The sequence below is a fragment of the Chitinophaga jiangningensis genome (assembly GCF_900142605.1).
Taxonomy (GTDB): domain Bacteria; phylum Bacteroidota; class Bacteroidia; order Chitinophagales; family Chitinophagaceae; genus Chitinophaga; species Chitinophaga jiangningensis.
Genome location: NZ_FRBL01000003.1, coordinates 357,746 through 383,239, shown reverse-complemented (window position 1 = coordinate 383,239; position 25,494 = coordinate 357,746). Strand labels below are relative to the sequence as shown.

The following is a 25,494-nucleotide window of genomic DNA, read 5'->3' as shown; positions in this document are numbered from 1 at the left end:
TCTTTATTATTTCTGTGCGGCTAATTTTTCGTCCAGTTGTTCCATTGCCATTGACAATCCTTCTTTGAAGCCCATTTGAATGGTTGCTTCCAGGTCTTCCAGCTTTTCGTAGGTAATCACGAATTCCACCAGCGTGGTATCACCCTGGTTGTGAAAGGTTACTTTCCAGTTGGCCTGCGGCATGCTGGTGTTGATGGTACCGGCTGCATCAGTGAAGGCGTCCTGTACATCAAAGCTTTGCTGGGGAGTAACGGCATTATACCGGGCGATGGCCCAGTGCTCTTCCCCTTCAGGGCCTACCATGGCATAAAGCCATTGGCCTCCAGGGCGGAAATCCATCTCTTTGGTACGTGCTTTCCAGGGACGTGGCGCCCACCACTGGTCCAGGTATTCGCTTTTCGTATAGGCGTCCCATACCATGGATACAGGTGCGTCAAATTCACGCTTGATCAGGATGGATTTTTTCTCCTTATCCACAATGAAATCGAAGGTCAGATTAGTTCTCATTTCTTTGCTTTTTTATTGTTAACAGAACTTTGTCCAGCTCATTAAAGCGATCCTCCCAGATCTTACGAAACTGCTCCAGCCACTTGTCAACCTCCCCCATTTTAGTGCCATTCAATTCATAGATGATCTCCCTGCCCGACTGTGCCGGCGTTACCAGCTCACATTCCGCCAGTATCTGCAGGTGCTTGGATACCGCCTGTCGCGTCATATCAAAATGTGCGGCAATCGCATTCGGCGTCATTGCCTGGGCCGCTATCAACAGTATGATGGCCCGCCTGGTCGGGTCAGCTATCGCCTGAAATACATCTCTTCTCATCAGATAAAAAATTAAGCAACCGTTCAGTTGCAAATATAAGCAACTGATCGGTTGCACAAAATTTATTTTTTAGGGAGAAGAAAACCAAATAGGTTTCTATATTTGCACAATCGATTTAGCAAATACACTTTTTTATCGATCGCTATGAAAAAAACGATTCTGATACTCGCACTGGCCGCCATAGGTGCTACTGCAAAAGCCCAGCAAAAACCGGATAACTATTCCGGCAATCCTATATTTCCGGGATGGTATGCGGACCCGGAAGCCATCGTATTCGGGAAAAAATACTGGGTATACCCCACCTATTCCGCCGCCTATGAGCAACAGGTATTTTTTGATGCCTTCTCCTCCCCTGACCTCACCCACTGGACCAAACACGAACGTATACTCGATACCAGCGCAGTGAAATGGGCGAAGTATGCGATATGGGCACCCTCGATTATTCAAAAGGACAATAAATACTTTCTCTTCTTTGGCGCCAACGATATACAAAGCGACTCCGCCAAAGGCGGTATAGGTGTGGCCGTAGCCGATAACCCCGCCGGACCGTTTAAGGACTACCTGGGCAAACCATTGGTGGATAAATTCTATAACGGTGCACAACCAATCGATCAGTACGTATTTAAGGATAAAGACAATCAGTATTACCTCATTTACGGGGGATGGAGACATTGCAACATCGCTAAGCTGAAAAGCGACTTCACGGGTTTTATTCCCTTCGAAGACGGTAGCACCTTCAAAGAAATCACCCCTGATAAATACGTGGAAGGCCCCTGCATGTTCCTGAAAAACGGCAAGTATTATTTTATGTGGTCAGAAGGTGGCTGGACGGGGCCCGACTACTTCGTAGCCTATGCCATTGCTGATAGTCCAACCGGGCCGTTTAAGCGCATCGGTAAGATCCTGCAGCCAAACCTCGACATCGCCAACGGTGCAGGGCATCACTCCATTATTCATAACGCCAAAGCGGATAAATGGTATATCGTATACCACCGCCGCCCTAAAACGGAGAAGGCCGCAAATTCCAGGGAGACCTGTATAGAGGAACTATTTTTTGATAAGGATGGTTTGATTAAACCGGTTGACATTACCACCAAAGGTGTGAAGGCGCAAAAATTATAACGTTGTAATTATTTCAATCATCAGAAGAATATGCCCCCGTAGTTATCTGCGGGGGTACTTATTTTTATGCAGTTGCCTGTTGCGCCTGAATCACCTTTTTGATAATCACAATCTGCCCAAGGTGATAATGTGTGTGCTCTGAAAGTCCCACCAGGTTACGGAAATAATTACCGTATTTCTCATCTGTAAAATGTGATTCCAGGACCCCATCTTCCAGTTGCGTGATGGCTGCATGCAGCTGCTCTGCTTCCTGCAATACCTTTTCCAGTAAGGCTTTCCATTCCGCTTCACTAGCTATCACCGGCGTTTCCCAGCTTTGCTTATCGCTGGCTACCAGCGCGCCACCCTGTAATACTTTACGGATTGGTTCCATATAATAGGTCATATGGTAAACGAGGGCTGCAATGGTATTCAGGTCATAGATCTTTGTTGTTGCCTGTTCCCAGGTGACGTCAGCCAGGGTGTCGCGGAAATTGACGGTGGTCCAGTTGCCTCCGAAATACACCTCCCTGTTATGCTTAGCGAGTTGATGGGTGATAGACATGTGGGTTAATTTTACAATTATAAATTTAGGGAGATTTTAATGCCCGCGGCATTAAAATCTCCCTGGATAAAAATTTAATTACAACCTTGGATCCACCGGCTCTGATTCCAGTGCCAGCAAACCGAACACCTGCTGGTGCACCTGCTGTAACGGTGCCCCCTCTACGAAAAGATGCAGGGCTTCCAGACCTAATGCAAACTCTCTCAAAGCCAGTGCCCGTTTATGTCCCAGGCCACGCTTACGCAAGCGGCTGAGGTTTTCCGGACTATCGTACTCCGGCCCGTAAATTATACGCAGGTATTCACTGCCACGAATCTTTATCGCAGGTTGAATGATGTCATTGTTGGTCACCTGCAGCAACCTGGAAGGCTTAATTACCATCCCTTCTCCCCCACCAGCTGTGAGCGCTTCCCACCAGCTAATGGCAGCGGCTTCCTGAGCCGGGTCAGATAAATCCACTACCCGGTAACTGGTAGCCAGCAGGAGCTGCGGATCACCGGCACAGATGTCGCTAATCGCCTGCATATGCCACTCGTGCGATTCCTCAAACCAGGTTTTACCTTCCGTTGCCAATATATGAAATGGCGCCAGTTTATAATCATTCACGGCGGATACCGGCCAGCAATACTCCCGGTAAGCCTTTACAAACTTTTGGGCCTGCAATTGTTTGGACGCATAGCTATTCAGCAAATCCGCAGCAGGTGCGCCATTCGCCACTGCCTGCTCCAATGCTGCTACCACGGCAGACAATGCCGTAGTGGCGGCCGCCCCGGTGGAAGCATACTGGTTTTTCAATAAAGCCTGTGCCTTGGCACTCCATGGCATCAGCTCCGCATCCAGGCATACCCAGTCGGTCTCAAATTTATCATAGAACCCGGTATTAATCAGCGCCTGGTTTACCCGGCCGATGAATTCCTGTTCGAGTACTTTATCATTGAAGAAAGCTCTTCCTGTTCTCGTATATACCATCCCGTTACCTTCACCAGCCACGCCGAATCTCTTCAGTGCAACAGCCTCATCTCTACATACAATCACCACCGCACGGGAACCCATATGCTTTTCCTCACACACCACCTGTTGAATGCCTGCATTACGGTACCAGGCAAAGCCTTCCGCAGGATGTTCCAGGTAACCGGCCTGGGTACTGGTTTCGGCGGGCGACATCGTAGGCGGCAAATAAATCAGCCACTTAGGGTTTACTGCAAAGCGACTCATTGCCTCCAATGCTACCGCAGCATTCTCCGCACGGATCGTTACGCTGTGGCCATAGCGGGGCTGCAGAATCTGCTTACCGGCAATGTCCTTCATATCCAGCATATCATCGAACTGCTGCTGGAGCGACAACGGACTCCCTGCATTATAGCCGATAGGCCTGGAAGGCACAGCGTATTGCTCCAGCGCTGGTACTGACACCAGTTCACGCTCCGGATAACGCAACGCCGTCAGCGCACCGCCGAACACACAACCGGTATCTATATCAATGGTTTTATTCAACCATTGTGCTGTAGGTACCGGCGTATGGCCATATACCACCATCGCCCTGCCACTGTATTCCAGTGCCCAGTTGTAACGCACCGGCAAACCAAATTCATCGATCTCCCCGGTGGTTTCACCAAACAGGCAAAACTCGCGTACGCCACCGGAGCCGCGCCCATGCATCTCTTCGCGGAGGCCGGCATGTGCTACCACCAGGCGCCCATCGTCCAGCATATAGTGACTCACGAGGCCTTCAATAAAATCTTTTATTGCTGCGAGGAATTCCGGAGTAGCATGCTGCAACTGCTCTACAGTCTTTTCCAGTCCGTGACGGAGCTTTACATCCTTTCCTTCCAGGTAGCGCTTCAGCTTCACATCATGGTTGCCCGGCACACAATACCCGTGGCCGTTCTTCACGATGTCCATCGCCAGGCGGAGCACCTGCAGGGAGTCGGGCCCGCGGTCTACCAGGTCACCCAGCAATACCGGCTTACGACAGGTCGTATAACCGTCCTCGTTAGTAACGGCCGGTGCACTTAACAGTTTCGCCTGTTCCCGGTCCACGCCATATCCCAGCGTTTCCAGGAGGTTACAGAGTTCCGTATAGCAGCCGTGTACATCCCCGATAATGTCGAATGGCCCCTTATCGTGCTTAAGATCGGAGTATAGTTTATCACGATGGATGCATGTAATCCGGTCCATCGCTTCCACTGCATCCAGGTGGACAATAGTACGGAAGCCTTCCTTGCGAAGGTGGCGCAAACTGCGTTTGAGCTGGTTGATCTGCTGGGGAATCACGTGATTGCCCAGGTTACGATCGGCTCTTGTCAGGTTTCTGGCCTGACAGGTTCTTTCAGGGGTATCAAGCACAATGGCTAAGGGCAGCACATGGTATTCACGTGCCAACGCAATCCAGTCCTTGCGGGCTTCCGGTTGCACATTGGTGGCATCAATCACGGTGAGCAATCCGCGTTTCAGGCGCTTGGCTGCAATAAACCGCGCCAGCTCGAATGCTTCTTTACTTACGGACTGGTTATTTTCGTCGTCGGAAATAAGTCCCCTGCAAACATCAGAGGATACAATTTCAGTAGGTTTAAATAATCTGCGGGCAAAGGTAGATTTGCCGGAGCCGGAGGCGCCTATCAGCAGTACCAGTGACAGCTCCGGTATATGTATGTTATTTACTTCTTTGGGTATTCGTGTCATAATCCACTACTTCATCAATTCATCAATATTTTGAATAAGGCCAGCTGACTAGGGCCGCCATGGGTTGGGTCGATTTCTCCCAGGTCGCGGAACGATACTTCGTAACCACAGCGGGCAGCTACACCATTGGCCCATTCACGGAACTGCGCGCGCGTCCATTCAAACCGGTGATCTGCATGGCGGAAACTGCCTGGCTGCATTTTTTCATACAGTACGTTGTACTCCGCGTTAACAGTGGTGATAATCACATGCGCAGGACGGGCACAGCCGAATACAGCTTTTTCCAGTGCCGGGAGTCGCAGCTCATCCAGGTGTTCCATCACTTCCACCAAAACAGCGGCATCATAACCGGCAATACGTTTATCCTTGTACGTAAGTGCCCCCTGCAACAGCTGAATGCGGTCCTTTTGGGACAGTGGCTGCTTGTCCAGTTTGAGCTTGGAGCGGGCGATATCCAGGGCACGCAAACTCACGTCCATACCAAGGATGCGGGTAAATACAGGGTTGTCTTTCAACAGGCGCAGGAGCTTTCCTTCTCCGCATCCTAAATCTGCCACGGAACTTACCTGCAGTTCCAGAAGTATATCCGTTACCGTTTGCAGGCGGATATCATGGAGGCGCAGTTTGTCTTTCAGGGGCTTGTCTGTCACTGCCTCATCCACCTCGTCTTTCAGCACAACTTCCAGTGCCTGCCTGGTAAGCGCACCGATATTTTTCAGGTACCTGCGGGTAATAATTTCCTGTGCAGGATGGGTATCCAGCCAGCCTTTACCTTTTTCTGCCAGCTTCTCAATTTCATGATCGCCAATGTAGTAGTGCTTATCGTTATCACATACGGGCAGCAGGATATATAAGTGTGTCAGGATTTGTTGCAACGGTAAGTTATGACGCAGCGTCACGGTAAAATACCTGCTGAGGCCCCATTCGGGGTACTGTGTATCCAGTGGCAGCTGTGAGGCTATTACCTCGTAACCCAGTGGCTCAAATAATTCCCGTAACAATACTTCCCCGCCTTTTACCGGCAGGACGGAAATAGTTACTTCAAAGGGCATAGCCTCTTCGGTAAGCTGCGGCTTATCCTTGCAGCGGCCATTCATGGCGGAGGAATACGCCTGTGCAATAGCAGCGCTCATAAACGAAGATGCCACATATGGCCGGTCGTTTACATACTGGTCCAGGGCAAATTCATTGCTGTCGGGTCCTTTCCTGACAAGGCCTACCGGGTCAATATCCAATAACAATGCTGCGGTGCAGGATGTGTCGGTTGCTTCAGGATAAAAAATGTGGACTTTGCCTGCGGAGATTTGGAACTGCTGCACTTTTGCGGGGTGTTTATGCAACAGGTAGCCAAGATCGGTGGCGGGGTAACGGGTTGTCTTAATTGTCAATAACATCTGTCATCACGTGTTTCCTTTGAAACAGCTAACTTTAAAATTCAGCGGCAAAGTAACATTAAATATTTCTATCATCAAAATAAAAATACCTAATGTTACCTTGTGTTAGCAGCTTGCGGGCACCGGGATATCGTTGACAGCGATCAACTTATCCAGCCGGATGACGATGCCGGTACTCATACGCATATACTCCACTTTTTCGTAGGTATACAAATCTTCGATGATGGCGGTCAGCTCCTGCTGCTGACCACTTTCATCATAGTAATCGATTTTACAATCTATATGCAACGTTGCCCAGGCTTCCAGGCGATCGTAATAATTGCAGTCAATAGGCTGGTACGGCTGAGGGGATGCGCTCATCAGGATAAAGTTTACGTGAATACAGGTTTCCGTGTAGTCTTTACTGTTAGTCCGTCACCACTTCCGTACAGTTCTTTGCTTCCAGTAGTTTGTCAGCTGAGAAACTGATCTTACTGGCAGTCAGCGCTTTCACATCTTCGGCGCTGATAGCGGCCTTTTCGGCTTCCAGGTTAAATCGCAGACCTGTTAGTTTGATAGCGGCGGCGTCTTTCAGTACTACACCTTTCTTAGCTGTAAAGGTACTATTTTCTATGGCGATATTGGTGACTGCCATCTCCGGTAAGCCCCGTACGAAAATTGCGGTACTGGCCCCTTCGCAGGTAATGTTGCTGAAATGCATGTTTTTAAATACCGGTGTGCCCTCGTTGAAGCCGGGTGTTACTTCCCGCTTGCCATCGGTCGCGAATTTTACGAAGTAGTACATATCAAAGAAAACGGCTTCCTGGAGAATCCCTTTCATACTTACATTTCTTACGAGGATATTTTCTACCACCCCACCGCGGCCACGGGTTGATTTAAAGCGCAGACCTTTATCGGTACCATTGAAAATGCAGTTTTCCACGAAGATGTTTCGTGCTCCGCCACTCATTTCACTGCCGATCACGAAACCGCCGTGGCCCTTGTAGATGATGTTGTTGCGGATAATACCGTTTTCGGTAGGCTTGCCTCTGCGGCGCCCTTCTTCGTCTTTGCCGGACTTTATACAGATCGCATCGTCACCAACGTCGAGGGTGCAGTCTTCCACGATGAAGTTGCGGCAGGATTCGATGTCCATCCCGTCACCGTTTTGTGCATACTCCGGATTTTTGGTTTTAACGCCCCGGAGAATTAAGTCTTCACTCAGGAGCAGGTGCAGGCACCAGGCTGGCGAGTTTTGAAACACTACTCCTTCCAGCAGTACCCTTTTGCAATTGTTCAGTACCACGAGATTGGGGCGGAGGAAGTCTTTCATCTCCCTGAAAGCCTCCAGGGACTTACCCGGTGTAAGCAGCATACTCAGGTTCTGCTCCTTTGCCCGCCGAAACTGCTCGCTGGGGTACCATTCCGTGGAATCCTTGTTGTACACGCCCGGGCCTTCCTGTTTTTCCTTCCATTGTGCGGGCGTCATCTGCCATTTGGCTACGGCTCGCCAGGCATCGCCATTACCATCGATGATACCGGCGCCGGTGATGGCTATATTCTCCTGGCTGGTGGCCCAGATGGGAGATTGATTTCTGGCGGCAGCACGACCTTCATAGAAACCTTCTACGATCGGGTATTGTGATTTATCTGTTGTAAACACCAGCATGGCCGCTTTGGCCAGGTGCAGGTTCACATTACTTTTCAGTTCTACCGGGCCGGTGAGCCACAGTCCTGCGGGCACCAACACCACGCCGCCACCTTTTTTACTGATATCGGCAATGGCTTTGTTGATCGCTGTGGTGTTGAGAAATACGCCATCTGCCCTGGCGCCGTAACGCAGGATGTTGATGGTATCCGCCTTGAAAGAAGTGGTTTTAACTGTGGGAAGCTTTTCCCATGAATACTGTGCAGTAGCCACCTGCGCCAACTGTAGGGCACAGGCCATTGTCAGAAGAGTTTGTTTGATCATTTCCGGAAACTGGTCTGTTCTTAATAACGTGTTATACAATATCTGATCGGCCTAAGATATTATATACATTCCAGAAACTCAAGTATTAATCACTTCGCCGCCGTTGGGGTGCAATACCTGACCGGTCATGTAGCTGGCGTCTTCAGAAGCCAGAAAAACAAAGCAGGGCGCTACTTCCGCCGGTTGTCCCGGTCGTTTGAACGGAGTTTGCTTGCCAAACTCCTTGATCTCCTTATCGTCAAAGGTAGCGGTGATCAGCGGCGTCCAGATGGGGCCGGGTGCTACAGCATTCACGCGAATGCCTTTTTCTGCCAGCGAGAGGGCCAGCGAGCGGGTAAATGCCACAATAGCGCCTTTGGTGCTGGAATAATCAAGCAGGTGATCACTGCCCCGGTAAGCGGTGACCGATGCCGTGTTTACAATGGCTGCACCGCGTTTGAAATGCGGTAAACACGCTTTCACCATGTAGAACATGGAATAGATGTTGGTGCGGAAAGTAGTGTCCAGCTGGGCCTGGGAGATATTTTCGATGGCATCCTGCGGAAACTGTATGCCGGCATTGTTCACCAGTATATCCAGCTGCCCGAATTGTTTCATCACTTTTGCTACAGATTGTACACAGGATTTTTCACTGCTTACATCCATTTTCACCAGCATGGCCGATTTCCCTTTAGCTGCTACCAGCTCGGCGGTTTTTTCCGCGTCTTCCACTTCCTTGTGATACAGAATGGCCACCTCCGCTCCTTCCCTGGCGAAATGCACGGCCACTGCCCGACCAATACCACTATCCCCGCCCGTAATGATGGCAACCTTACCGGTCAGCTTTTTTACCTGTGAATCGTATGGCCGTTCGTACACCGGCTGCGGATTCATTTCCTCTTCGGTATTGGTATGTTTGATCTGTTTTTTCTTTGCCATGAGCTCCTGTTTTAAGAAATGCTGTATCAAAAGAAAATGACTTCCTTTTGATACAGCTTTCTGTTTAGAGTTTATCGATCCAGGACTTCAACGCATCTTTGGTTTGTCCTGTTTTCTGCTGAATGCGGCCCAGCAACTCATCTTCCTTACCCTCTTCATACAGCAGATCATCATCCGTCAGATCCGCATATTGCTGTTTGATTTTGCCTTTCAGCTCGTTCCAGTTGCCTTTTAATTTCAGGTTAAAACTGCTTGTTTGATTTTCCATAGCTTTTGTTTTTTTATTGAGAGATATATGTACAACGAACAAAATCCGGTCCAGGCCGGATAACGGTGGTTCGGGGGAAAAAGCGGGGAATTGCAGGGACACGTGAGGGAGAATAGCCGCAGTAAATGAGTAGGAATGTGGCCGCGTGGGCGGCAGCACAACCTGCCTCATCCCTAAATTTTCCTTTCTGAATAATAATACCATATATTTATGGCGTTCACTGCGATTCATATTTTATCAACTAGAGGGAATGCCAACTACCGAGGTGCTTACGGACGATGTGCTGCTGCAAAGATTAAAAAACGGCGATGAGCAGGCACTCACCTACTTATATAAAACCCACTGGCAATCATTGTTTCTGCTGGCATATCAGCTGCTGAAAGATCGCGAGGCTTGTAAGGACCTCGTACAGGAACTGTTTACCGAATTGTGGCAACAGGCACCGCGACTGGAGATTACCACTCACCTGAAAGCCTATCTGAACGCCAGTATTAAGTATAAGGTATTCCGTTATATCCGGCGCCAACCGGCAAATACAACGTTGTTTGATCAGCTGGAAGAAAGAATGGATCATGCTTCCCCGGAAAGTGAACTAGCCTATAAGGAATTACAACAGGTACTCAACACACTTATCGACCATCTCCCGGAAAAATGCAGGATTATTTTCCGGATGAGTCGCGACCAGCAGTTATCCCATAAAGAAATAGCCGCCCGGCTAAACATCTCCGTTAAAACGGTAGAAAACCAGATCACCATTGCCATCCGTAAGTTGCGCGAGGCATTTCCCTATGCCGTGGTGCTGTTACTTATTTCCAACCGCTAGCCTTGCTTTTGTTGCAACAATAAGTGGAAACACCTGCCCTTGAAAGGGCAAATTATTTTCCAGCTATTTTTTTTGAACCCTTTTGGGGGCTCCTTGCTTTTATTGACACTATAAGGGCAAACACCCACTTATGCATAGGGAAGATTTTTTTCAACTGATTGATAAATGGACCAACGGCACGGCCTCGGAAGAGGAATTGCAACGGTTAATGAACTACTACCACAGCTTTCCTGAGCAGGAATGGGACAATGATAAGATGGGCAGTCGCGCTGAACTGGAAGCCGCTATGGAACAAGAACTGCTGTCGGCTATCCGTCAGCCTGCCCCTGTAAAGGTAGTGCGTATGCGCCCATGGCTACGTATAGCCGCAGCCGTAACTGCCGTGATTGCTGTTGCCAGTGGCATCACCTGGACACTGCGGCAGCCAACCGCTCCAGCGTCCACCGAAGCTAAGCCGATAGCTTACCGCACCGTAGCAACAGAGCACCTGCGGGTAGCCTTGCCGGACAGCACTATCGTCTACCTAAGCCCCAACACAACAATGGAACAGGGAAAGGATTATGGCAGGAACGATAGAACCGTAACCCTTACCGGAGAAGCATTTTTTGATATCCGGGCCGACAGCAAAAAGCCATTTAAAGTGCAGAGTGGACAGGTAACCACACAGGTACTGGGCACCAGCTTTAACGTGCAGGCCTATACGGCCCAACAGGATATAGCCGTGACCGTGTTAACCGGCAAAGTGGCCGTGAGCAGCGGCGTCCAACAGGTGGAATGCCCTCCGGGCAACCGCGCCGTGTTCAACAAACAAAGCGGTAACCTTCTCCACGAAACCGGGGTAGATACCCGATGGATACTGGAACATCAGCAGGGCATACTCCGTTACGATCGCGCCAACCTGCAACAGGTGGCCGATCAATTGGGCTATTATTACAATGTGAAAATAACGATCAGCGGCAGCACGGCCAGCTGCTCCTATGTGGGCGAATTCAACACCCGGCAGCCGCTGGACAAAGCCCTGAAACAACTCTGCCTTACGCTGAATGCCACCCTGGAACATCAAAACAATACCTATTATATCCGCATGAACGGATGCTGACCACGAAAAAAAATATCATGCTGACACTAACACCGCCAACATAAAAAAAGGCCTCCGGAGAGGCCCTGAAAAGTTAAGCGCCGTTTGCCAAGCGAGTCTGGAAAACCTTTGGCAGCCGGCATATTACTCAACCTTAATCTACCTAAAAGTATGAAAAAATGTGTACCTGTAATACGCATGCTAATGAAATTATCGTTGTGTACGACCATTGCTGTATGCAGTCTGGCCTTGTCGCTATTGGCGAATCCCACAGATGCCCAGCTGCTGCAGAAGAAAATTACCATCAACAAGGAGAACGGAAAACTGCACGACGTGCTGAATGAAATCGGCGCCGCGGCGGACCTCTCGTTTAGCTACGCCGTAAATGCCGAGATACTCAACAGCCCGGTAACGGTAAAAGCCCGCCAGCAGCAGGCCGGCAACGTCCTCAAAGAGCTGCTCTCTCCTTTCGCCCTGGAGTTTTTTACGGCCGACGGTAAGGTTTTTATTCGTCGCACCGAAGACCCGCATTATGATATTACTCCTGATCCGGCGCTGTCAGTAGCACTGAAAGATATTTCAGGAGTAGTGGTAAATGAAAAGGATGAACCGCTGCCTGGTGTAACCATCCGTATTAAAGACGGCTCCATCGCCACCGTCACAGATGGCAAAGGTGCCTACACGCTAAAGGGCATTCCTGAAAATGCGGTGCTGGTAGTTTCTTTCATTGGATATACCAGCCGCGAAATCGCTTCCGGCAAAGACACCCAACTGCGCATCGTGCTCACAGAAGATCCCAAAAAACTCGGCGAAATAGTGGTAGTGGGCTATGGCACACAAACAAAAGCCAGTCTCACCGCGGCAGTGGCCACCGTGAAAGGTGCCGCCGTGGCGGAACGCCCTGTGCCCAATGTAGTCAACGCTTTACAGGGACAGGTGCCCGGCCTCTTCATACAGCAAACCGATGCCATGCCCGGTACCAACAACAATAAAATACAGATACGTGGCATCAGCACGCTGTCCAACAACCCGGTGCTGGTATTGATCGACGGTGTGGCCGGACAGCTGGAAACCGTGAACCCACAGGATATCGATAACATCAGTGTTCTTAAAGATGCCTCGGCCACTGCTATTTACGGTGCGCGTGCATCCGGTGGCGTTATACTGGTGACAACCCGCCGTGGTAAAACCAATGCACGCCCTACCCTTTCGTACGATGCCTATGCCGGTACCCAGCAGCCTACCTACCTGCCCAGGCTGGCTAACGCCGTGGATTTCATGCGCCAGTGGAATGCTTCGCAGTTAAATGATAACCCTTCGGCTACGCCGCGGTTTCCGGAAGCTACCATTCAAAAATATGCATCAGGTGAACTCCCCAGTACGGATTGGGTAGACGAGATATTTAAAGAGAACGCCTTGCAGATGCAGCATAACGTAGGCATTACCGGTGGCAGCAAAAACACGGATTACTTCATTTCCCTCGGATACCTGAAGCAGGAAGGCTCTGTAAATGGCGTGCTAAACGAGCGTTTCACTTCCCGTATTAACCTTAATACCCAGCTGCTGGACAACCTGAAGTTTGGCATCAACACTGTATACACGAACCGGCCGCGCAGCTTTGCCGGCGCAGGCATCTTTAATACCGCCATGCACTGGGCCTATATACTCAATCCTACCGAATGGCCCTATACACCGGAAGGCCGCAACCGCAGCTACCGCGGCGGCTCCCAGCCAGTGGCCATTATCAACGACGGTGGTTTTGAACGATATAAGGATGCTTACTTCAACACCAACATGAACCTGGAATACAACATCACCAAAGACCTCAGCGTAAAAGGACAATACGCCTATAACAACCGCGATGTGCGTCATAAACTGTTCCAGGCTACCTATAAACTCTATGACGATGAGGAGAAACTGGTGACGACGCAGCAGTCGCCCAACGCGCTAAAAGACGACTTTAACAGCGCCACCAACCAGACGTTCATTGCTACGGCCAACTACCAGCACCAGTTCCGGGACCATGGCTTTAAGCTGCTGCTGGGATACAGCCAGGAAAGCTTCCTGTATGAAGGCTATGGGCTGGGGCGGCAGAACTTCCTCAACAATGATATTCATGTCATCGATGGTGGCTCCGCCGACAAAGACCAGTGGAGCACTAACGGTGACGCCTACCAATGGGCGATACAATCCATGTTCGGGCGCTTGTCGTACAACTACAGGGATCGTTATTTGGTGGAGCTGAATAGTCGCTACGATGGCTCCTCCCGTTTCCTCAATAACCGCTGGGGTTTCTTCCCTTCTGTATCCGCCGGCTGGCGCATTACAGAAGAGCAATTCATGAAAGCGGTGACTTTTATTTCCAACCTGAAACTCCGCGGTAGTTATGGTAAAGTGGGTAACCAGGATGCTACCGGCTATTATCCATGGGCCAGCATTATTGGCACCGGCACCACTTACCTGAACGATAAGGCGCTTACCACAACCTACTACAGCAATACCGCCAATCCGGATTTGACCTGGGAGGAAAAGACTACTGCTAACCTGGGCCTGGACGCGTCTTTCCTGCAGGACAAGCTTACCCTTACGGTGGATGTGTTTAAAGATAAAACCACTGGCATTCTGTTGACGCCCAGTGTACCATCCATGTTTGGCCGTGATGCCGGAGTACGCAACATCGGCTCCATGGGTAACAAGGGTTGGGAAATATCCGTAGGCTATCAGAATCGCGACCACGCATTGAAATATGGCGTGATTGCCAACCTGTACAACAACCGCAATCAAATCCTGGACCTGGGCGGCACTGCCGATATCCTGGGCACTAACCCGACAATGGTTGGGCAGAGTCGCTGGGTATGGTACGGTTACAAAGCCATTGGCCTGTATCAGTCGGAAGATGAGGTAAAGGCCAGCCCGACCTACAAGCCACAAAACAAGCCGGGCGACATCAAATATCAGGATACCAATAACGATGGGAAGATCACACCGGAGGATCGCGTGCTGCTGGGTGATGCAGAACCGCATATGATGTTTGGCGTGAATGCGAACTTCAGCTGGCGGCAGTTTGACTTATCCATGTTGCTGCAGGGTGTGCTGAAAAACAAGACCTACCTTACCGGTTACGCCACTACGCCGTTTCAATACGGCGGTACCTTTACCACCGACCTGCTGGATTCATGGACGCCTGACAACCGCAATGCACGCTATCCCCTGATGCGCCAGGACCAGAGTGTGAACACAGAGTTTTCCGACTGGTGGCTGTTTGACTCCCGTTACCTGCGACTCAAAAACCTGCAGCTGGGCTATACTGTGCCTAATCAACTGCTGCAACGCGCCAGGATCAGCTACCTGCGTGTTTATTTCATCATGGAAAATGCGTTTACCCTGAAGGCGAAAGACTTTCCGGGCAGCTATGATCCGGAAATCGACAACTGGCAGTCAGGTGTCAACTTCCCGCAGCTGAAAACCTATTCTCTTGGTCTGAACCTGAAATTCTAAAACTATGAAAATGAAGCCTCGCTATATATTACTTTCCGCTTTGCTGAGCACAGGATTATTCTCCTGCAGTAAATTCCTGGACCGGCCACCCTTAGATGAATATTCCGATGCCACTTACTGGACCACGGAACAGGACGCGGTGAAATTTGCCTCACGGATATACGAATTTATGCCCAGCGCCGACTTTTTCATCTGCTATGAAGGCATGAGTGACAATGCGCTGTCGAAAACCGCTTCCTGGGGTAATACGCTCCGTAATGCGCAGTTGATTGGTAACAGCACTTTTGTGGCTACCACCGGAAGTCTTGGCGACGAGTGGCGTTACGACCAGATCCGTCACTGCCTGGAATTCCTGGCTAATGTGGACAAGGTACCGGACATGAACCCGGCTTTAAAGAAAAGACTGTTGGCAGAAGTAAAGGTTTGCCTGGCTTACCGTTACTATATGATGACCACGCTGTTCGGTGATGTGCCTTTGGTGACAAAGGTTTTTAGCACACCCGCCGAGTCAGATGTACCGCAGGACAAGAAAGCCGTGGTGGTGGCGCAGGTGATCCAGTGGCTGAACGAAGCGGCACCTGACCTGCCGGCTACCTATTCGGGGGATGATAAAGGCAGGTTTACCGCAGGTGCAGCTACCGCGCTGAAAGCCCGTGTGCTACTCTACAACGGAGATTATGCCGGCGCTGCCCAGGCGGCGCAGGAGGTGATCAGTAGCGGTACATATTCGCTGTATCCTGATTATTACAACCTGTTTCAACAGGAAGGCGATTATTCAGCGGAGAGCATCATGGACTATATTCATATTAAGGAGATACAACCCAATGGCCTGCGTGATATCACAGGAGTGAACAGCGTTTCAGGCGGTACATTGTACCTGAATCCATTGCCATCTCTGGTAGATGATTATGAAAGCGCTGCGGGATATTACCCGTACACCAACGATCCGGCGTATGATGTACACACGCCGTGGAAGGGCCGCGATCCACGCCTGGCGGCTACCATCTACTATCCTGGCAGCACGCTGGCCAATGGTAAAATGTATGACCCGCTGAATAACAGCCTGGATAAAATTGGTGGTGATAAGGCCACCTATACCGGCTACGCCTATAAGAAAATGTTTGATAAAACAGAATTAGAGGTGCGTGACAACGGTGGTAATGACTGGCACATCCTCCGTTATGCCGAGGTGCTGCTCACTTTTGCAGAAGCAAAAAACGAGGTTGCCGGCCCTGATGCCAGCGTGGTTGCTGCCATAGATCAGGTACGCCGCAGAGCGGGTATGCCAACGGTGGCAGCCACATTTGCGCTCAATGGCTGGGCGCTGGATCAGGCGACCATGCGTACTTTCATCCGGCATGAACGCAGGATTGAACTGGCTGGTGAAGGGCACCGCTACTTCGACATTCTCCGCTGGAAAGAAGGGAAAAACCTGCTTAACGGTCCCGTATACACGCTGGATGCCAGCGCGGGGCTCACCGACATCCCGGCTACCGGCGGCAGTACGAATAAGTTTACCAAAACCAAGCTGGAAGACCGCTACTTCAACAACGATAAATTTTACGTGTGGCCAATCCCGCAAAGCATACTGGATGGCAGTCGTAAGCTGCAACAACAATCTGCATGGAAATAATCAACAAAACTAATAAACCGACAATCGTGAAACTGACCCGTATTATCAGCGCACTGTGCCTGCTGCCCCTGCTGGCAGCAGGTCCGGTGCTGGCACAGCAGCAACCGACTTTACATGAGCGGCAGCAACAATTTACTGACCTGCGTTTTGGGATGTTTATCCATTTTAACATCCCTACGTTTATGGAGGATGACTGGGCAGATCCGGATGCCTCCCCTGCGATCTTCAATCCGCGTAAGCTGGATTGCCGCCAATGGGCCGATGCCGCCGTTTCTGCGAACATGAGTTATGGCTGCCTCACCACCAAGCACCACAGTGGTTTCGCCATCTGGGATACCAAAACCACGGATTACAACGTGATGAACAGCCCGCTGAAGCGTGATGTGGTACGTGAGTACGTGAATGCTTTCCGTGCAAAAGGCCTGAAGGTAATGCTATACTTCTCCATCCTGGATACGCATCATAAAATCCGCCCCGGGCATATTACCCCGGCGCATATTGCCATGATCAAGGCGCAGCTGACCGAGTTGCTGACCAACTACGGCGCTATTGATGCTATGATTATTGACGGCTGGGATGCGCCGTGGAGCCGTATTTCCTACGAGGACGTACCATTTGGGGAGATATATGGCCTCATTAAACAATTGCAGCCGGGGTGCCTGGTGATGGATTTGAACGCTGCCAAATACCCTGCGGAAGCATTGTTTTATACCGATATCAAATCCTATGAGCAGGGAGCCGGCCAGCACATCTCCACCTCTACCAACCGCTTACCGGCACTGGCTTGTTTGCCGCTGCAACAGAACTGGTTTTACAAAACCGGCTTTGCCACCACGCCGGTAAAAGATCCGGCGAAGCTGGTAAACGACATCATAGTGCCATACAACAAGGCATGGTGTAATTTCATTCTGAACGTAGCGCCTAACCGCGACGGGCTCTTTGATGCTAATGCGCTGGCAGCTTTGAAAGCCATCGGTCAGCAATGGAAAAATGAAGGTCCGGTAGCGCCACTGCCTGAAAATGAGGCTCCTATCATTGCGGAGAATATCGCCAAGCACCAGCCAGCCAATGGCAGCTGGAGCAATGATATGAACATCATGGACTTTGGCAATGATGACCGGTTTGGCAGCACCTGGCAGTCGAACCCCGCAGTGAAGCAGCCCTGGTACGAAGTAGCATTTACAAAAGAACGCGCTTTCAACATGATTACTATTACCGAAGATAAACAACGCATTACCGCCTATCACCTGGAGTATAATGAGAATGGTGAATGGAAGTCGCTGCCGGGCAAAGGTACGGATGCCGGTAGGGTAAAGATTCACCGGTTCCCGAGAGTATGGGGTAATAAGGTGAGGATAGTGATAGATGGGTTTAGTGAGGCACCGGCGATAGCGGAGTTTGGGGTGTATGATGAGAAGCGGTAATTTTTTTCTCAATTTATCCGGCACCTTCGGTGCCGGATAAATTGAGAAGGGCTCCCGCCACCGGCGGGAGCCCTTCTCAATTAAAAAAAGGATTAGTTTTTAGACAGCTCCACCTCTTTGGAAGTTCCATCCTGGCCAATCACGGTAAACGTCATCAGCACCGTGCCTGCGGGCGCTGTTAACGGGTTACCCTGTCTGACACTTTTTATCTTCACAAGTTTTGCATTTTTAAATACATCCGGTGCCTTGGCAACATCCACCCCATTAGGTACAAAGCCGTACCCCAAACCATCCGGCTGCAGGAAGCCCTGGTTAAAGCATTTGTAAAAATAGTGCAGGCCGGAGTTATAACCCGCCGGAATAGGCACTACGTTACCACCGGTTTTCATCGTCACCTTTGCCTTGCTTGGGTTGATCGTCATCATAATGGTAGAAGCATAGGCAAAGAAAGTCGGATCATCGTGTGTACGTAACAGGTAGCTTACCTTGTTGGCACTATTGGAATAGTAACCGGTCAGCTCCACGGTGTCTTTCGTATAGCGCAGGAGGCGGAAATCGAAGTCGAGCCAGCCGTATTCCTTCAACAAGGCGAGGAATTCACTGTTGTGGAAGGTAAGACTAAGCTGTATCGGACCATTCGCATCAAAAGCCCCTTCTAACTCTCTCAAGTTAATGGTTTGCGACCCGAAGTTTTCATAGTTGGGCAACAGGGACAACACTGCATTTTTAAATGACGCGTTTTGCGGATCAGCCAGTATCTGCCGGATCTGATAATCGGAATATGGACGCAGGATATTGATCAGCTGCAGCGCCAGGGATGACTCTCCGGCCGTGAGCGTGCCTGAGGATCGCAGTCGCGACAAATCAGTCACAATTCCTCCGTTATCAATGGAATAAATATTGGCACTGGAATCCTTGGAAAGCTGCAGCAGCATCCCCGGGAATTTATTGTTTGTAAAGCTGGTTTCCATTGCCCAGGCCCACATGGATGTTTCATCGTCCGTGAGGTTTTTGAACGCGTCGGCCTTGTCTTTTTCAATGGAGTTGGTATTGCCAGCGGGGCGACTAAAATCATCGCCCTTTTCGCAGGAGACTGCACCAAGTCCTATGATAACAGCGGCAGCCAGTACCAGCTTATGCGTGTGAAATAATTTATGCAGCGTATTCATAAAAAACAGAATTGGATTAGTTAATACTTATTGCTCATACTTTCTTTTCAGGGCGATAAGCTCGTTTATTACCGACTGCTGTTGCAGGTAATCCCTCAATTTGGTAATCGGAATACCCAGCTTGGTAAAATAATTGGTCACCAGCTGATACTTGGCCTTAGTGGCCTCATTGGTGAGGTAGTAGGTATTAATTTCCGCATCAGAAAGCCAGATAATTGTTTGCACATAAGTGGCAAAATCCTCATGCTCATTTTGCATACCGTATGGGATAAAGAACCCTTTGGAAATAGCTTCCGGATAAGTGACACGTAAAAACTGGTTAGAACCTCTCAGGTAATTGGTTTTGGCTGGCAGCTCAAAACCAACCGGGATCTGGTGCTTACTATCCAGGAAGTGCGTGTATTCGTGCCAAACAAACCCGATGAGCCCCGCATCATCCGGGAAGCTGGTAGGTGCCGCATTGTAAATGGCATCCAGAAAATCGCGGTCAGAGGTATCATTTTTGGCGCGTAACAATTCGCCAAATGGCGTAAGCCCACCCAGGGTAAGCCTGTTGGGCTGAATGTTACCTGCCTGTCCGGCAGTAGATTCCCCGAAGCTTTCAGCGCCACCGTAGTTCAAGCCATTACCGATGAGCAATAAACGTACAGGCGTTTCCTTTACGGCTGTTTGGGAGGCGCCGCCTACAGCGTCCATAGCTTTAAAGTAGATAATCTCCAACAGCTCCAGGTATGGCAGCACATCTTCCTCTTTGGCGGGATTGGCTACCACGTCGGAGGCATAGGCATAACGGTTCCATTTGTACTCTACCTGGATACCGTACTTATCAAAAAATTCTTTCTGCTTCTGTCCAAGCGGCGTCCGGGTATCAAAGGTTGGTGCAGGGTCCACTTCGGCGGTCAGTGCCTCTTCTTTACTGCAGGCTGCCATTACTACCATCATGGTTACCAGCCCCCATAACAGACTAATTTTATATTTCATGAGAAATGAGTTTAAAGTAATGAATGATTAAAGTCCCGGATTACGTGTAATCTCTTCCGTAGGAAGCTGGATAACATAGTCTTCCGGTTTGGTACCATCGATCGTATAGGTGCCTGATCTGCCTTTGTGAGATACGGGAATGTTATGACGGCGCATATCAAACCAGCGCATCCCTTCACTGGTAAAGCGGATCCTTTTAATCAGCAACAACATACCAATGGCCTGATCACGTGTGGTGAGCGTAGGCAGCAAGTTAATTTTATCGGCTGCTGCTTCATCACTAAAGGTCTGGTTGTTGATCAGGGCCGTCAGGTCCGCCTGGGCCTGGGCCGTCATTCCCTTCGCTTTTTCAATGGCTGCTTCTGCCCTGTTAAACAATACTTCATCAACCGTCAGCACCGGCATATTACCATTTCGTGTAGCCGTAGGCTGAAACAGCATCAGTTTTTGCGGTACGTAATCGCTGTACAGCGGACTGGTTTGAATGGTATAATTATTATCATCATCTGCCCCTTCATCTCTCAGCATCTGTACGGCCGGATAAGGGAACATGCCCATCCAGAAGTAAGCGATCAGCTGATAGGTGTTATTACCCATCAGGATGAAGGATGGATTAGACGGATTGAAATACGCGGAAGAATACTGCTGATAATCAGTAATGCTGTTTCTCAGGGTTTTAATATTGAGTGGCGCACTGCGTTTATCCAGTACTGCAGTAGCATATTTTATACTATTGTCCCAGTCTTTTTTATTCAGGTACACCCTCGACAGCAGGGCATTTACTGCATCTGCACCGAAGTTGAACTGCGCATTTTTTGCAGGTTGGGCTTCTACAAGTGTTACTGCTTCCAGCAGGTCTTTCAGGATTTCATCATATACCTTTTGGACGCTTTCCTGTTTATAGCCTACTACCGGTTCTCCGCTGTAGGCAGCTACGAAAGGAATGCCTTTGTCTGTAGCAGCGGTAGCCGGGTTATATTGTTTGGCAAACAGGTTTACCAGCATATAGTTGCTGTAAGCCCGTATGGCCAGTGCTTTTCCGCGGAGTGCCTTTGCCCTGGTTTCCTCTTCTTTGGTGGTGGGCGTGAAGCCTTTTAATTTATCGAGGATCAACAGGGAGTTAATGATGGAATTATAGGAGCGCCTGAATGCCGTTACCGGGTTGAATCCTGAGGCCAGGAAACGGGTAGCCGGCAGGGACTGCCGGCAAATTTCCAGTTCGAAAATCGGCAACATAGAGTTTACGGCCTCTTCTACGTTATGGCCGGCCAGGTCACGGAAGATGTAGTCGTCACTCATGATATCGGTAAAATGATAATCAGAGTAAGGCATGATCTGGTTCAGCGTTTCCTCCATATCATCGAGTGACACAATCAGTGTGCGGTTATCTACCGGTTCTTCCAGAAACTTTGTACAGGACACGTTGGACAGCGTCAGCAGTAAAGCTACTGCCAGTATGGACCTGGAAAATCCGTATGCTTGCCATCCTTTGAGTTTATATCTCTTCAACATATGATACGATTTATTTCAGTTGAGTTGCGCCGGATCAGAAACCAGCGGACAGGCTGAAGGTGAATGATTTTACCGGCGGCATGTTCATACCCGTCAGCACTGTTTCAGGGTCTACGCCGTTAAACTTACCGGATGCAAATACGGCCAGGTTGGAGGCTTCCAGGCTGGCAGTGAGGTTTTGCATTTTCAGGGAACGGGCAAATTTGGCGAAGTTGTATTGCAGCATGATGTTGCGCAGGCGAAGGAATGAAGCGTTGATGGTCCTGATATCTGACCTGTTATATACGCCAAACACCGACTCATCAAAGAAACCGAGGTTAACATAATCGTTCATGTCTTCACGGAGCAGCAGTCGCGGTATTTTAGTGAAAGTTTCATCTCCTTTGGCGCGCCATCTGTAGGCGAAGTCGCCCACCTGGTTTTTGTCGTCACGATATAGGGACGACAGTGTACCGCCTTTGTAGTAATCCGCCTTGCGTACTACGTTACCGGTGTTAAACACAAAGGATACGCCCAGTGTCCAGTTTTTGTAGTTGAAGTTGGAGGTAAAGCCACCGGAATACATCGGGTCGCGGCTACCCTGGTATACCACATTGCTGAGGTCCCTGCTGGAGTTGGAGAAGCCTAACACGGTTCCACCTTTTGCGTCGCGGTAGGTAGCGAGTCCCTGTTCGTTGAGGCCACCGAATTCAAAAGCGTATAGCCCTGTGAGTGGCATACCCTTACGGGCAAAACCTTCAGAGGCGGTTGCATCAAATACGGAAGGGTTGTTACCCTGGTAGTCGGACAGTACGGTGTTTTTGTTATATCCCACGTTCACCATACCTGACCATTTGAAGTCGCCTACCACTTTAATCGGCCGGATATTCAGGGAGGCTTCATAGCCACGGTTTTGCATGTCGGCCCAGTTAAACAGTTTAGTCAGGTAACCGGAGGAGGATTGCACTTGTTTGTATCCAACCAGGTCAAAATTTTTCCTGTTGTAGTAGTTAATGGTGAAGTCAAGCCGGTTAAACAGGGAGAAATCAATACCTGTACTGAACATATACTCTTTCTCAAATTCGAGGGAGGCATTTTCAGATTCCACGATGTTTACACCAGTGGTATTATATGCCGGAAAGGACGGACGGATAATCGGCTGGTAGTAAGCCACCATTTCAGGGCCTCTGTAGCCGGCATTTCCTCTTAACCCGTAGGATATACGCAGTTTACCGCCGGAGAGTACATTCTCCACTCCTTTCATGAAGTTTTCTTCCGTGAAGTTCCAGGCGCCGCCTACGGCCCATGTAGGCAGGAAGCGGTTACGACTGGCTCTTCCGGATACGTTGGTGGCATCATTGCGGAGGGAGGCATCCAGTACATATTTGCCCTGATAGTTGTAGGACAGGCTGGAATAATAAGAAACGGCGTTGCGGGTAAAGTCGTTGACATAGCTGGTAGCGCCCTGCAGGAGGTTCCTGCCGTTGTACCATACTTTTTCATCATCCGGCAGCGAGGTGCTTACCTGGAGCCTTTCGTAAGCCAGAGGTGCGGCGGCGAACTGGTCGCTGCCGGACATATAGCCATAGTGGCGGGCAAAGGAAGAGGACTGTTTATTTTGTGTTACTTCCATACCGCCCATGAGCGAAAGCTTATGTTGTTTTGTTTCAAAGGCGATCCATTCGAGCTGACCACGGAGCGTGTAGTACCGGGAGGTGATATCTTCCCTGTCCAGTATACCACCTTGAGGCAGTACAGTTTGCGGCACTTCCCAGGAAGGTGATCCAGGGCGTTTATAGAGGCGTTCGTTGGCGTCGAGGATGCGGAAATCATCTGCCCGGAACTGTTTGGCGTAGTTCGAGTTTTCAGTTTGTATTTCGTTGATGGTGGAGTTGGACCAGCGTACGTTTGCGAGGCCGGAGGCTTTCAGCTTAGGCGTAATGTTATACGTGAGGTTCAGCTGCGTGGCAAAATCGTTATTCTCGAGCTTGATGAAGTTATTATTTAGTTCGTCGATGATATTGAAATCGGCGTATCCTTTTTTATAGTATTCAAAGTTACCGTTATCATCATATGGCCGTGCTGCTCTGCTGGCGTCGCGGGCGTAAACAAAGGGGTTTACTTCCGTGCCTGGCTGGCGTTGGTCTCTGTAAGCATATTTCACCATTACTTCTGCCAGGAACTTATTGGTTACCTGCCAGCCGTTTACGAGGTTGGCGGTATAGCGTTTCGCGTATTCGCCTATTGTTTTTCCAGGGTCGTTATAATAACTGAGAGAGAGACGGGTGGACGTTTTTTTGGTTCCACCGCTCACACTCACGGCGTGCTGTTGGGTAAAGCTGTTTTTGTAAAGTACGTCAAACCAGTCGGTGTTGATGACTTTGAGGTCTCGTATTTTTTCACGCAGTTGCGCTTCCGTGATTTCCTTGCGGTTAAACTGGTCCTGCAGTTTAGCATATGGGCCGGAGGTAGCTGCGGAGAAGTTTTGAATATAGGAGTCGTAGATGGTAAACATTTCCTGGTTGAGTTCTACCTGGTCTTTGGAGTTGAGCACATCAAAGTCCTGGATAGAAGGTTTAAGGGAATAGGTACCATTAAAAGTATAGCTCACGCGCAGCGGTGCTTTTTTCTGAGCGCGTTTGGTATTGATGACGATAACCCCGTTTACCGCGCGGGTACCGTACATGGCGGTGGCGGTCGCATCTTTCAGTACCGTAATATCTTCGATATCGTCCGGGTTCACGTTAGCGAGGGCGCTGGCCAGGAGGTTGCGGGCGTTACCGGCATATAGTTCAGAAGGTACGATGTTCAGAGGAGCATCCAGTGGCACCCCGTCGAGCACCCATAGCGGTTCGTTGATACCGCTGATGGAGGCGCTACCTCTCACGCGTATTTTCGGGGCGGTACCGAAAACCGAGGAGGTGTTGACGATGGCCACCCCTGCTACCTGTCCCTGGAGCATTTTGTCGAGTGTTCCGATGCTGGGCACCTGGATGTCTTTCACCTTTACGGTAGCGGCGGCGCCTGCGTAGTCGATTTTACGGAGTGTCTGATAACCGGTAACTACTACTTCACCAATGTTGGTATTAGGGCTCAGGACAATCTGAATGCGATTAGCATTGGTAACGGTGAATTCCCTTGCTTTAAAGCCAACCATGGAGATGATGAGGGTGGTTCCCGGGGCTACATTTTTAAGTACGAAATTGCCGGAGCCGTCGGCAATGGCGCCCTGGTTGGTGCCTTTGATCTGAATACTTGCGCCGGGCAATGGGTTTCCTTTGTCGTCCCGAACAACGCCCTGTAATTCCAGCAGCACCACACCCGGGTGATAATACCCTGCTGTACCTACTGCCGGCAAAGGGGCCGGCGCGCTGGCCATCACGGTACTACTGCATAGTAGTTGGGTAATCACTACACAGCATAGGCTGGGAAAATGTGTAATTGATTGTTTCATAATTACCGGATATTTAATAGAACTTGATTGCTGAGATGTAATGGTATAGGCATGAACACAGTTGGGTTATTCCAGGCAGCGGTGCCGGGTAATTTCCTCTGGTATCATTAAGCCAATAATCTGGTGTTGGTAGCAGCGCTATCGTTGTTGCCCGCCTTGCGAGGCAGGCATTGTTCGTTTGTTGGGATAATTCTTTCGTTCCAAAAAATCAGTCATATAGGCAAATCCACAGCACAGTGCT

General features: G+C 49.8%; 19 protein-coding genes. 6 read left to right on the top strand and 13 right to left on the bottom strand.

The window, feature by feature from the left end:
- Nucleotides 1–6: 6 nt before the first annotated feature.
- Together BUB18_RS08915 and BUB18_RS08910 are read right to left on the bottom strand one after the other, a co-directional pair.
- A complete protein-coding gene (locus BUB18_RS08915; protein WP_073080021.1) occupies nt 7–507 on the bottom strand; it encodes an SRPBCC family protein in 501 nt (166 codons plus the stop codon).
- Nucleotides 497–823, bottom strand: coding sequence for an ArsR/SmtB family transcription factor (locus BUB18_RS08910; protein WP_073080020.1), 327 nt, complete (start codon nt 821–823; stop codon nt 497–499). Before BUB18_RS08910 ends, BUB18_RS08915 begins: the two co-directional genes overlap by 11 nt.
- A gap of 144 nt (nt 824–967) precedes the next feature.
- On the opposite strand from BUB18_RS08910, the gene BUB18_RS08905 reads away from it, so the two are divergent.
- Nucleotides 968–1,945 (top strand): glycoside hydrolase family 43 protein, encoded by a 978-nt coding sequence (locus tag BUB18_RS08905; protein WP_073080018.1) that lies wholly within the window; start codon nt 968–970, stop codon nt 1,943–1,945.
- A gap of 64 nt (nt 1,946–2,009) precedes the next feature.
- Here BUB18_RS08905 and BUB18_RS08900 read toward each other — a convergent pair whose 3' ends face one another.
- From BUB18_RS08900 to BUB18_RS08870, 7 genes are all read right to left on the bottom strand, one after another.
- Nucleotides 2,010–2,489 carry a DinB family protein gene (locus BUB18_RS08900; protein WP_073080016.1) on the bottom strand — a complete coding sequence of 160 codons (480 nt, stop codon included), beginning with the start codon at nt 2,487–2,489 and terminating at the stop codon, nt 2,010–2,012.
- Between the two features lie 78 nt (nt 2,490–2,567).
- On the bottom strand, nt 2,568–5,171 hold the full coding sequence (locus BUB18_RS08895) for a polynucleotide kinase-phosphatase (protein ID WP_073080014.1): 2,604 nt from the start codon (nt 5,169–5,171) through the stop codon (nt 2,568–2,570).
- Between the two features lie 14 nt (nt 5,172–5,185).
- Nucleotides 5,186–6,565, bottom strand: coding sequence for a 3' terminal RNA ribose 2'-O-methyltransferase Hen1 (locus tag BUB18_RS08890; RefSeq protein WP_073080013.1), 1,380 nt, complete (start codon nt 6,563–6,565; stop codon nt 5,186–5,188).
- A 105-nt stretch (nt 6,566–6,670) separates the two neighbouring features.
- Nucleotides 6,671–6,925 (bottom strand): hypothetical protein, encoded by a 255-nt coding sequence (locus BUB18_RS08885; protein WP_073080011.1) that lies wholly within the window; start codon nt 6,923–6,925, stop codon nt 6,671–6,673.
- 46 nt (nt 6,926–6,971) lie between these two features.
- Nucleotides 6,972–8,492: a glycoside hydrolase family 28 protein gene (locus BUB18_RS08880; protein WP_073080009.1), complete on the bottom strand. Its 1,521-nt coding sequence runs from the start codon at nt 8,490–8,492 to the stop codon at nt 6,972–6,974.
- 102 nt (nt 8,493–8,594) lie between these two features.
- The gene (locus tag BUB18_RS08875; RefSeq protein ID WP_073080008.1) at nt 8,595–9,434 is read right to left on the bottom strand and encodes an SDR family oxidoreductase; all 840 of its coding nucleotides are present in this window, start codon (nt 9,432–9,434) and stop codon (nt 8,595–8,597) included.
- 64 nt (nt 9,435–9,498) lie between these two features.
- Nucleotides 9,499–9,702 (bottom strand): CsbD family protein, encoded by a 204-nt coding sequence (locus tag BUB18_RS08870; RefSeq protein ID WP_073080458.1) that lies wholly within the window; start codon nt 9,700–9,702, stop codon nt 9,499–9,501.
- A 250-nt stretch (nt 9,703–9,952) separates the two neighbouring features.
- On the opposite strand from BUB18_RS08870, the gene BUB18_RS08865 reads away from it, so the two are divergent.
- The 5 genes from BUB18_RS08865 to BUB18_RS08845 all read left to right on the top strand — a co-directional run bounded on the left by BUB18_RS08865 (nt 9,953) and on the right by BUB18_RS08845 (nt 18,158).
- Nucleotides 9,953–10,525 (top strand): RNA polymerase sigma-70 factor, encoded by a 573-nt coding sequence (locus BUB18_RS08865; RefSeq protein WP_073080006.1) that lies wholly within the window; start codon nt 9,953–9,955, stop codon nt 10,523–10,525.
- A gap of 130 nt (nt 10,526–10,655) precedes the next feature.
- Nucleotides 10,656–11,624, top strand: a complete 969-nt coding sequence (locus tag BUB18_RS08860) for a FecR family protein (RefSeq protein WP_073080005.1) — start codon at nt 10,656–10,658, stop codon at nt 11,622–11,624.
- Between the two features lie 183 nt (nt 11,625–11,807).
- Nucleotides 11,808–15,101, top strand: coding sequence for a SusC/RagA family TonB-linked outer membrane protein (locus BUB18_RS08855; RefSeq protein ID WP_073080003.1), 3,294 nt, complete (start codon nt 11,808–11,810; stop codon nt 15,099–15,101).
- Nucleotides 15,102–15,111: 10 nt separating this feature from the next.
- Nucleotides 15,112–16,734, top strand: a complete 1,623-nt coding sequence (locus BUB18_RS08850) for a RagB/SusD family nutrient uptake outer membrane protein (RefSeq protein WP_178372104.1) — start codon at nt 15,112–15,114, stop codon at nt 16,732–16,734.
- 26 nt (nt 16,735–16,760) lie between these two features.
- Entirely contained in the window at nt 16,761–18,158 is a 1,398-nt protein-coding gene (locus BUB18_RS08845) for an alpha-L-fucosidase (RefSeq protein ID WP_245805634.1), read from the top strand.
- A gap of 92 nt (nt 18,159–18,250) precedes the next feature.
- On the opposite strand, the gene BUB18_RS08840 is transcribed toward BUB18_RS08845, so the two are convergent.
- From BUB18_RS08840 to BUB18_RS08825, 4 genes are read right to left on the bottom strand one after another with little or no spacing between them, the layout of a single operon-like run.
- Entirely contained in the window at nt 18,251–19,327 is a 1,077-nt protein-coding gene (locus tag BUB18_RS08840; protein ID WP_073080000.1) for a hypothetical protein, read from the bottom strand.
- A 27-nt stretch (nt 19,328–19,354) separates the two neighbouring features.
- Nucleotides 19,355–20,308, bottom strand: coding sequence for a putative zinc-binding metallopeptidase (locus BUB18_RS08835; protein ID WP_073079998.1), 954 nt, complete (start codon nt 20,306–20,308; stop codon nt 19,355–19,357).
- 27 nt (nt 20,309–20,335) lie between these two features.
- Nucleotides 20,336–21,820 (bottom strand): RagB/SusD family nutrient uptake outer membrane protein, encoded by a 1,485-nt coding sequence (locus BUB18_RS08830; protein ID WP_073079996.1) that lies wholly within the window; start codon nt 21,818–21,820, stop codon nt 20,336–20,338.
- Nucleotides 21,821–21,854: 34 nt separating this feature from the next.
- The gene (locus tag BUB18_RS08825) at nt 21,855–25,253 is read right to left on the bottom strand and encodes a SusC/RagA family TonB-linked outer membrane protein (protein WP_083549628.1); all 3,399 of its coding nucleotides are present in this window, start codon (nt 25,251–25,253) and stop codon (nt 21,855–21,857) included.
- Between the last annotated feature and the right edge of the window lie 241 nt (nt 25,254–25,494).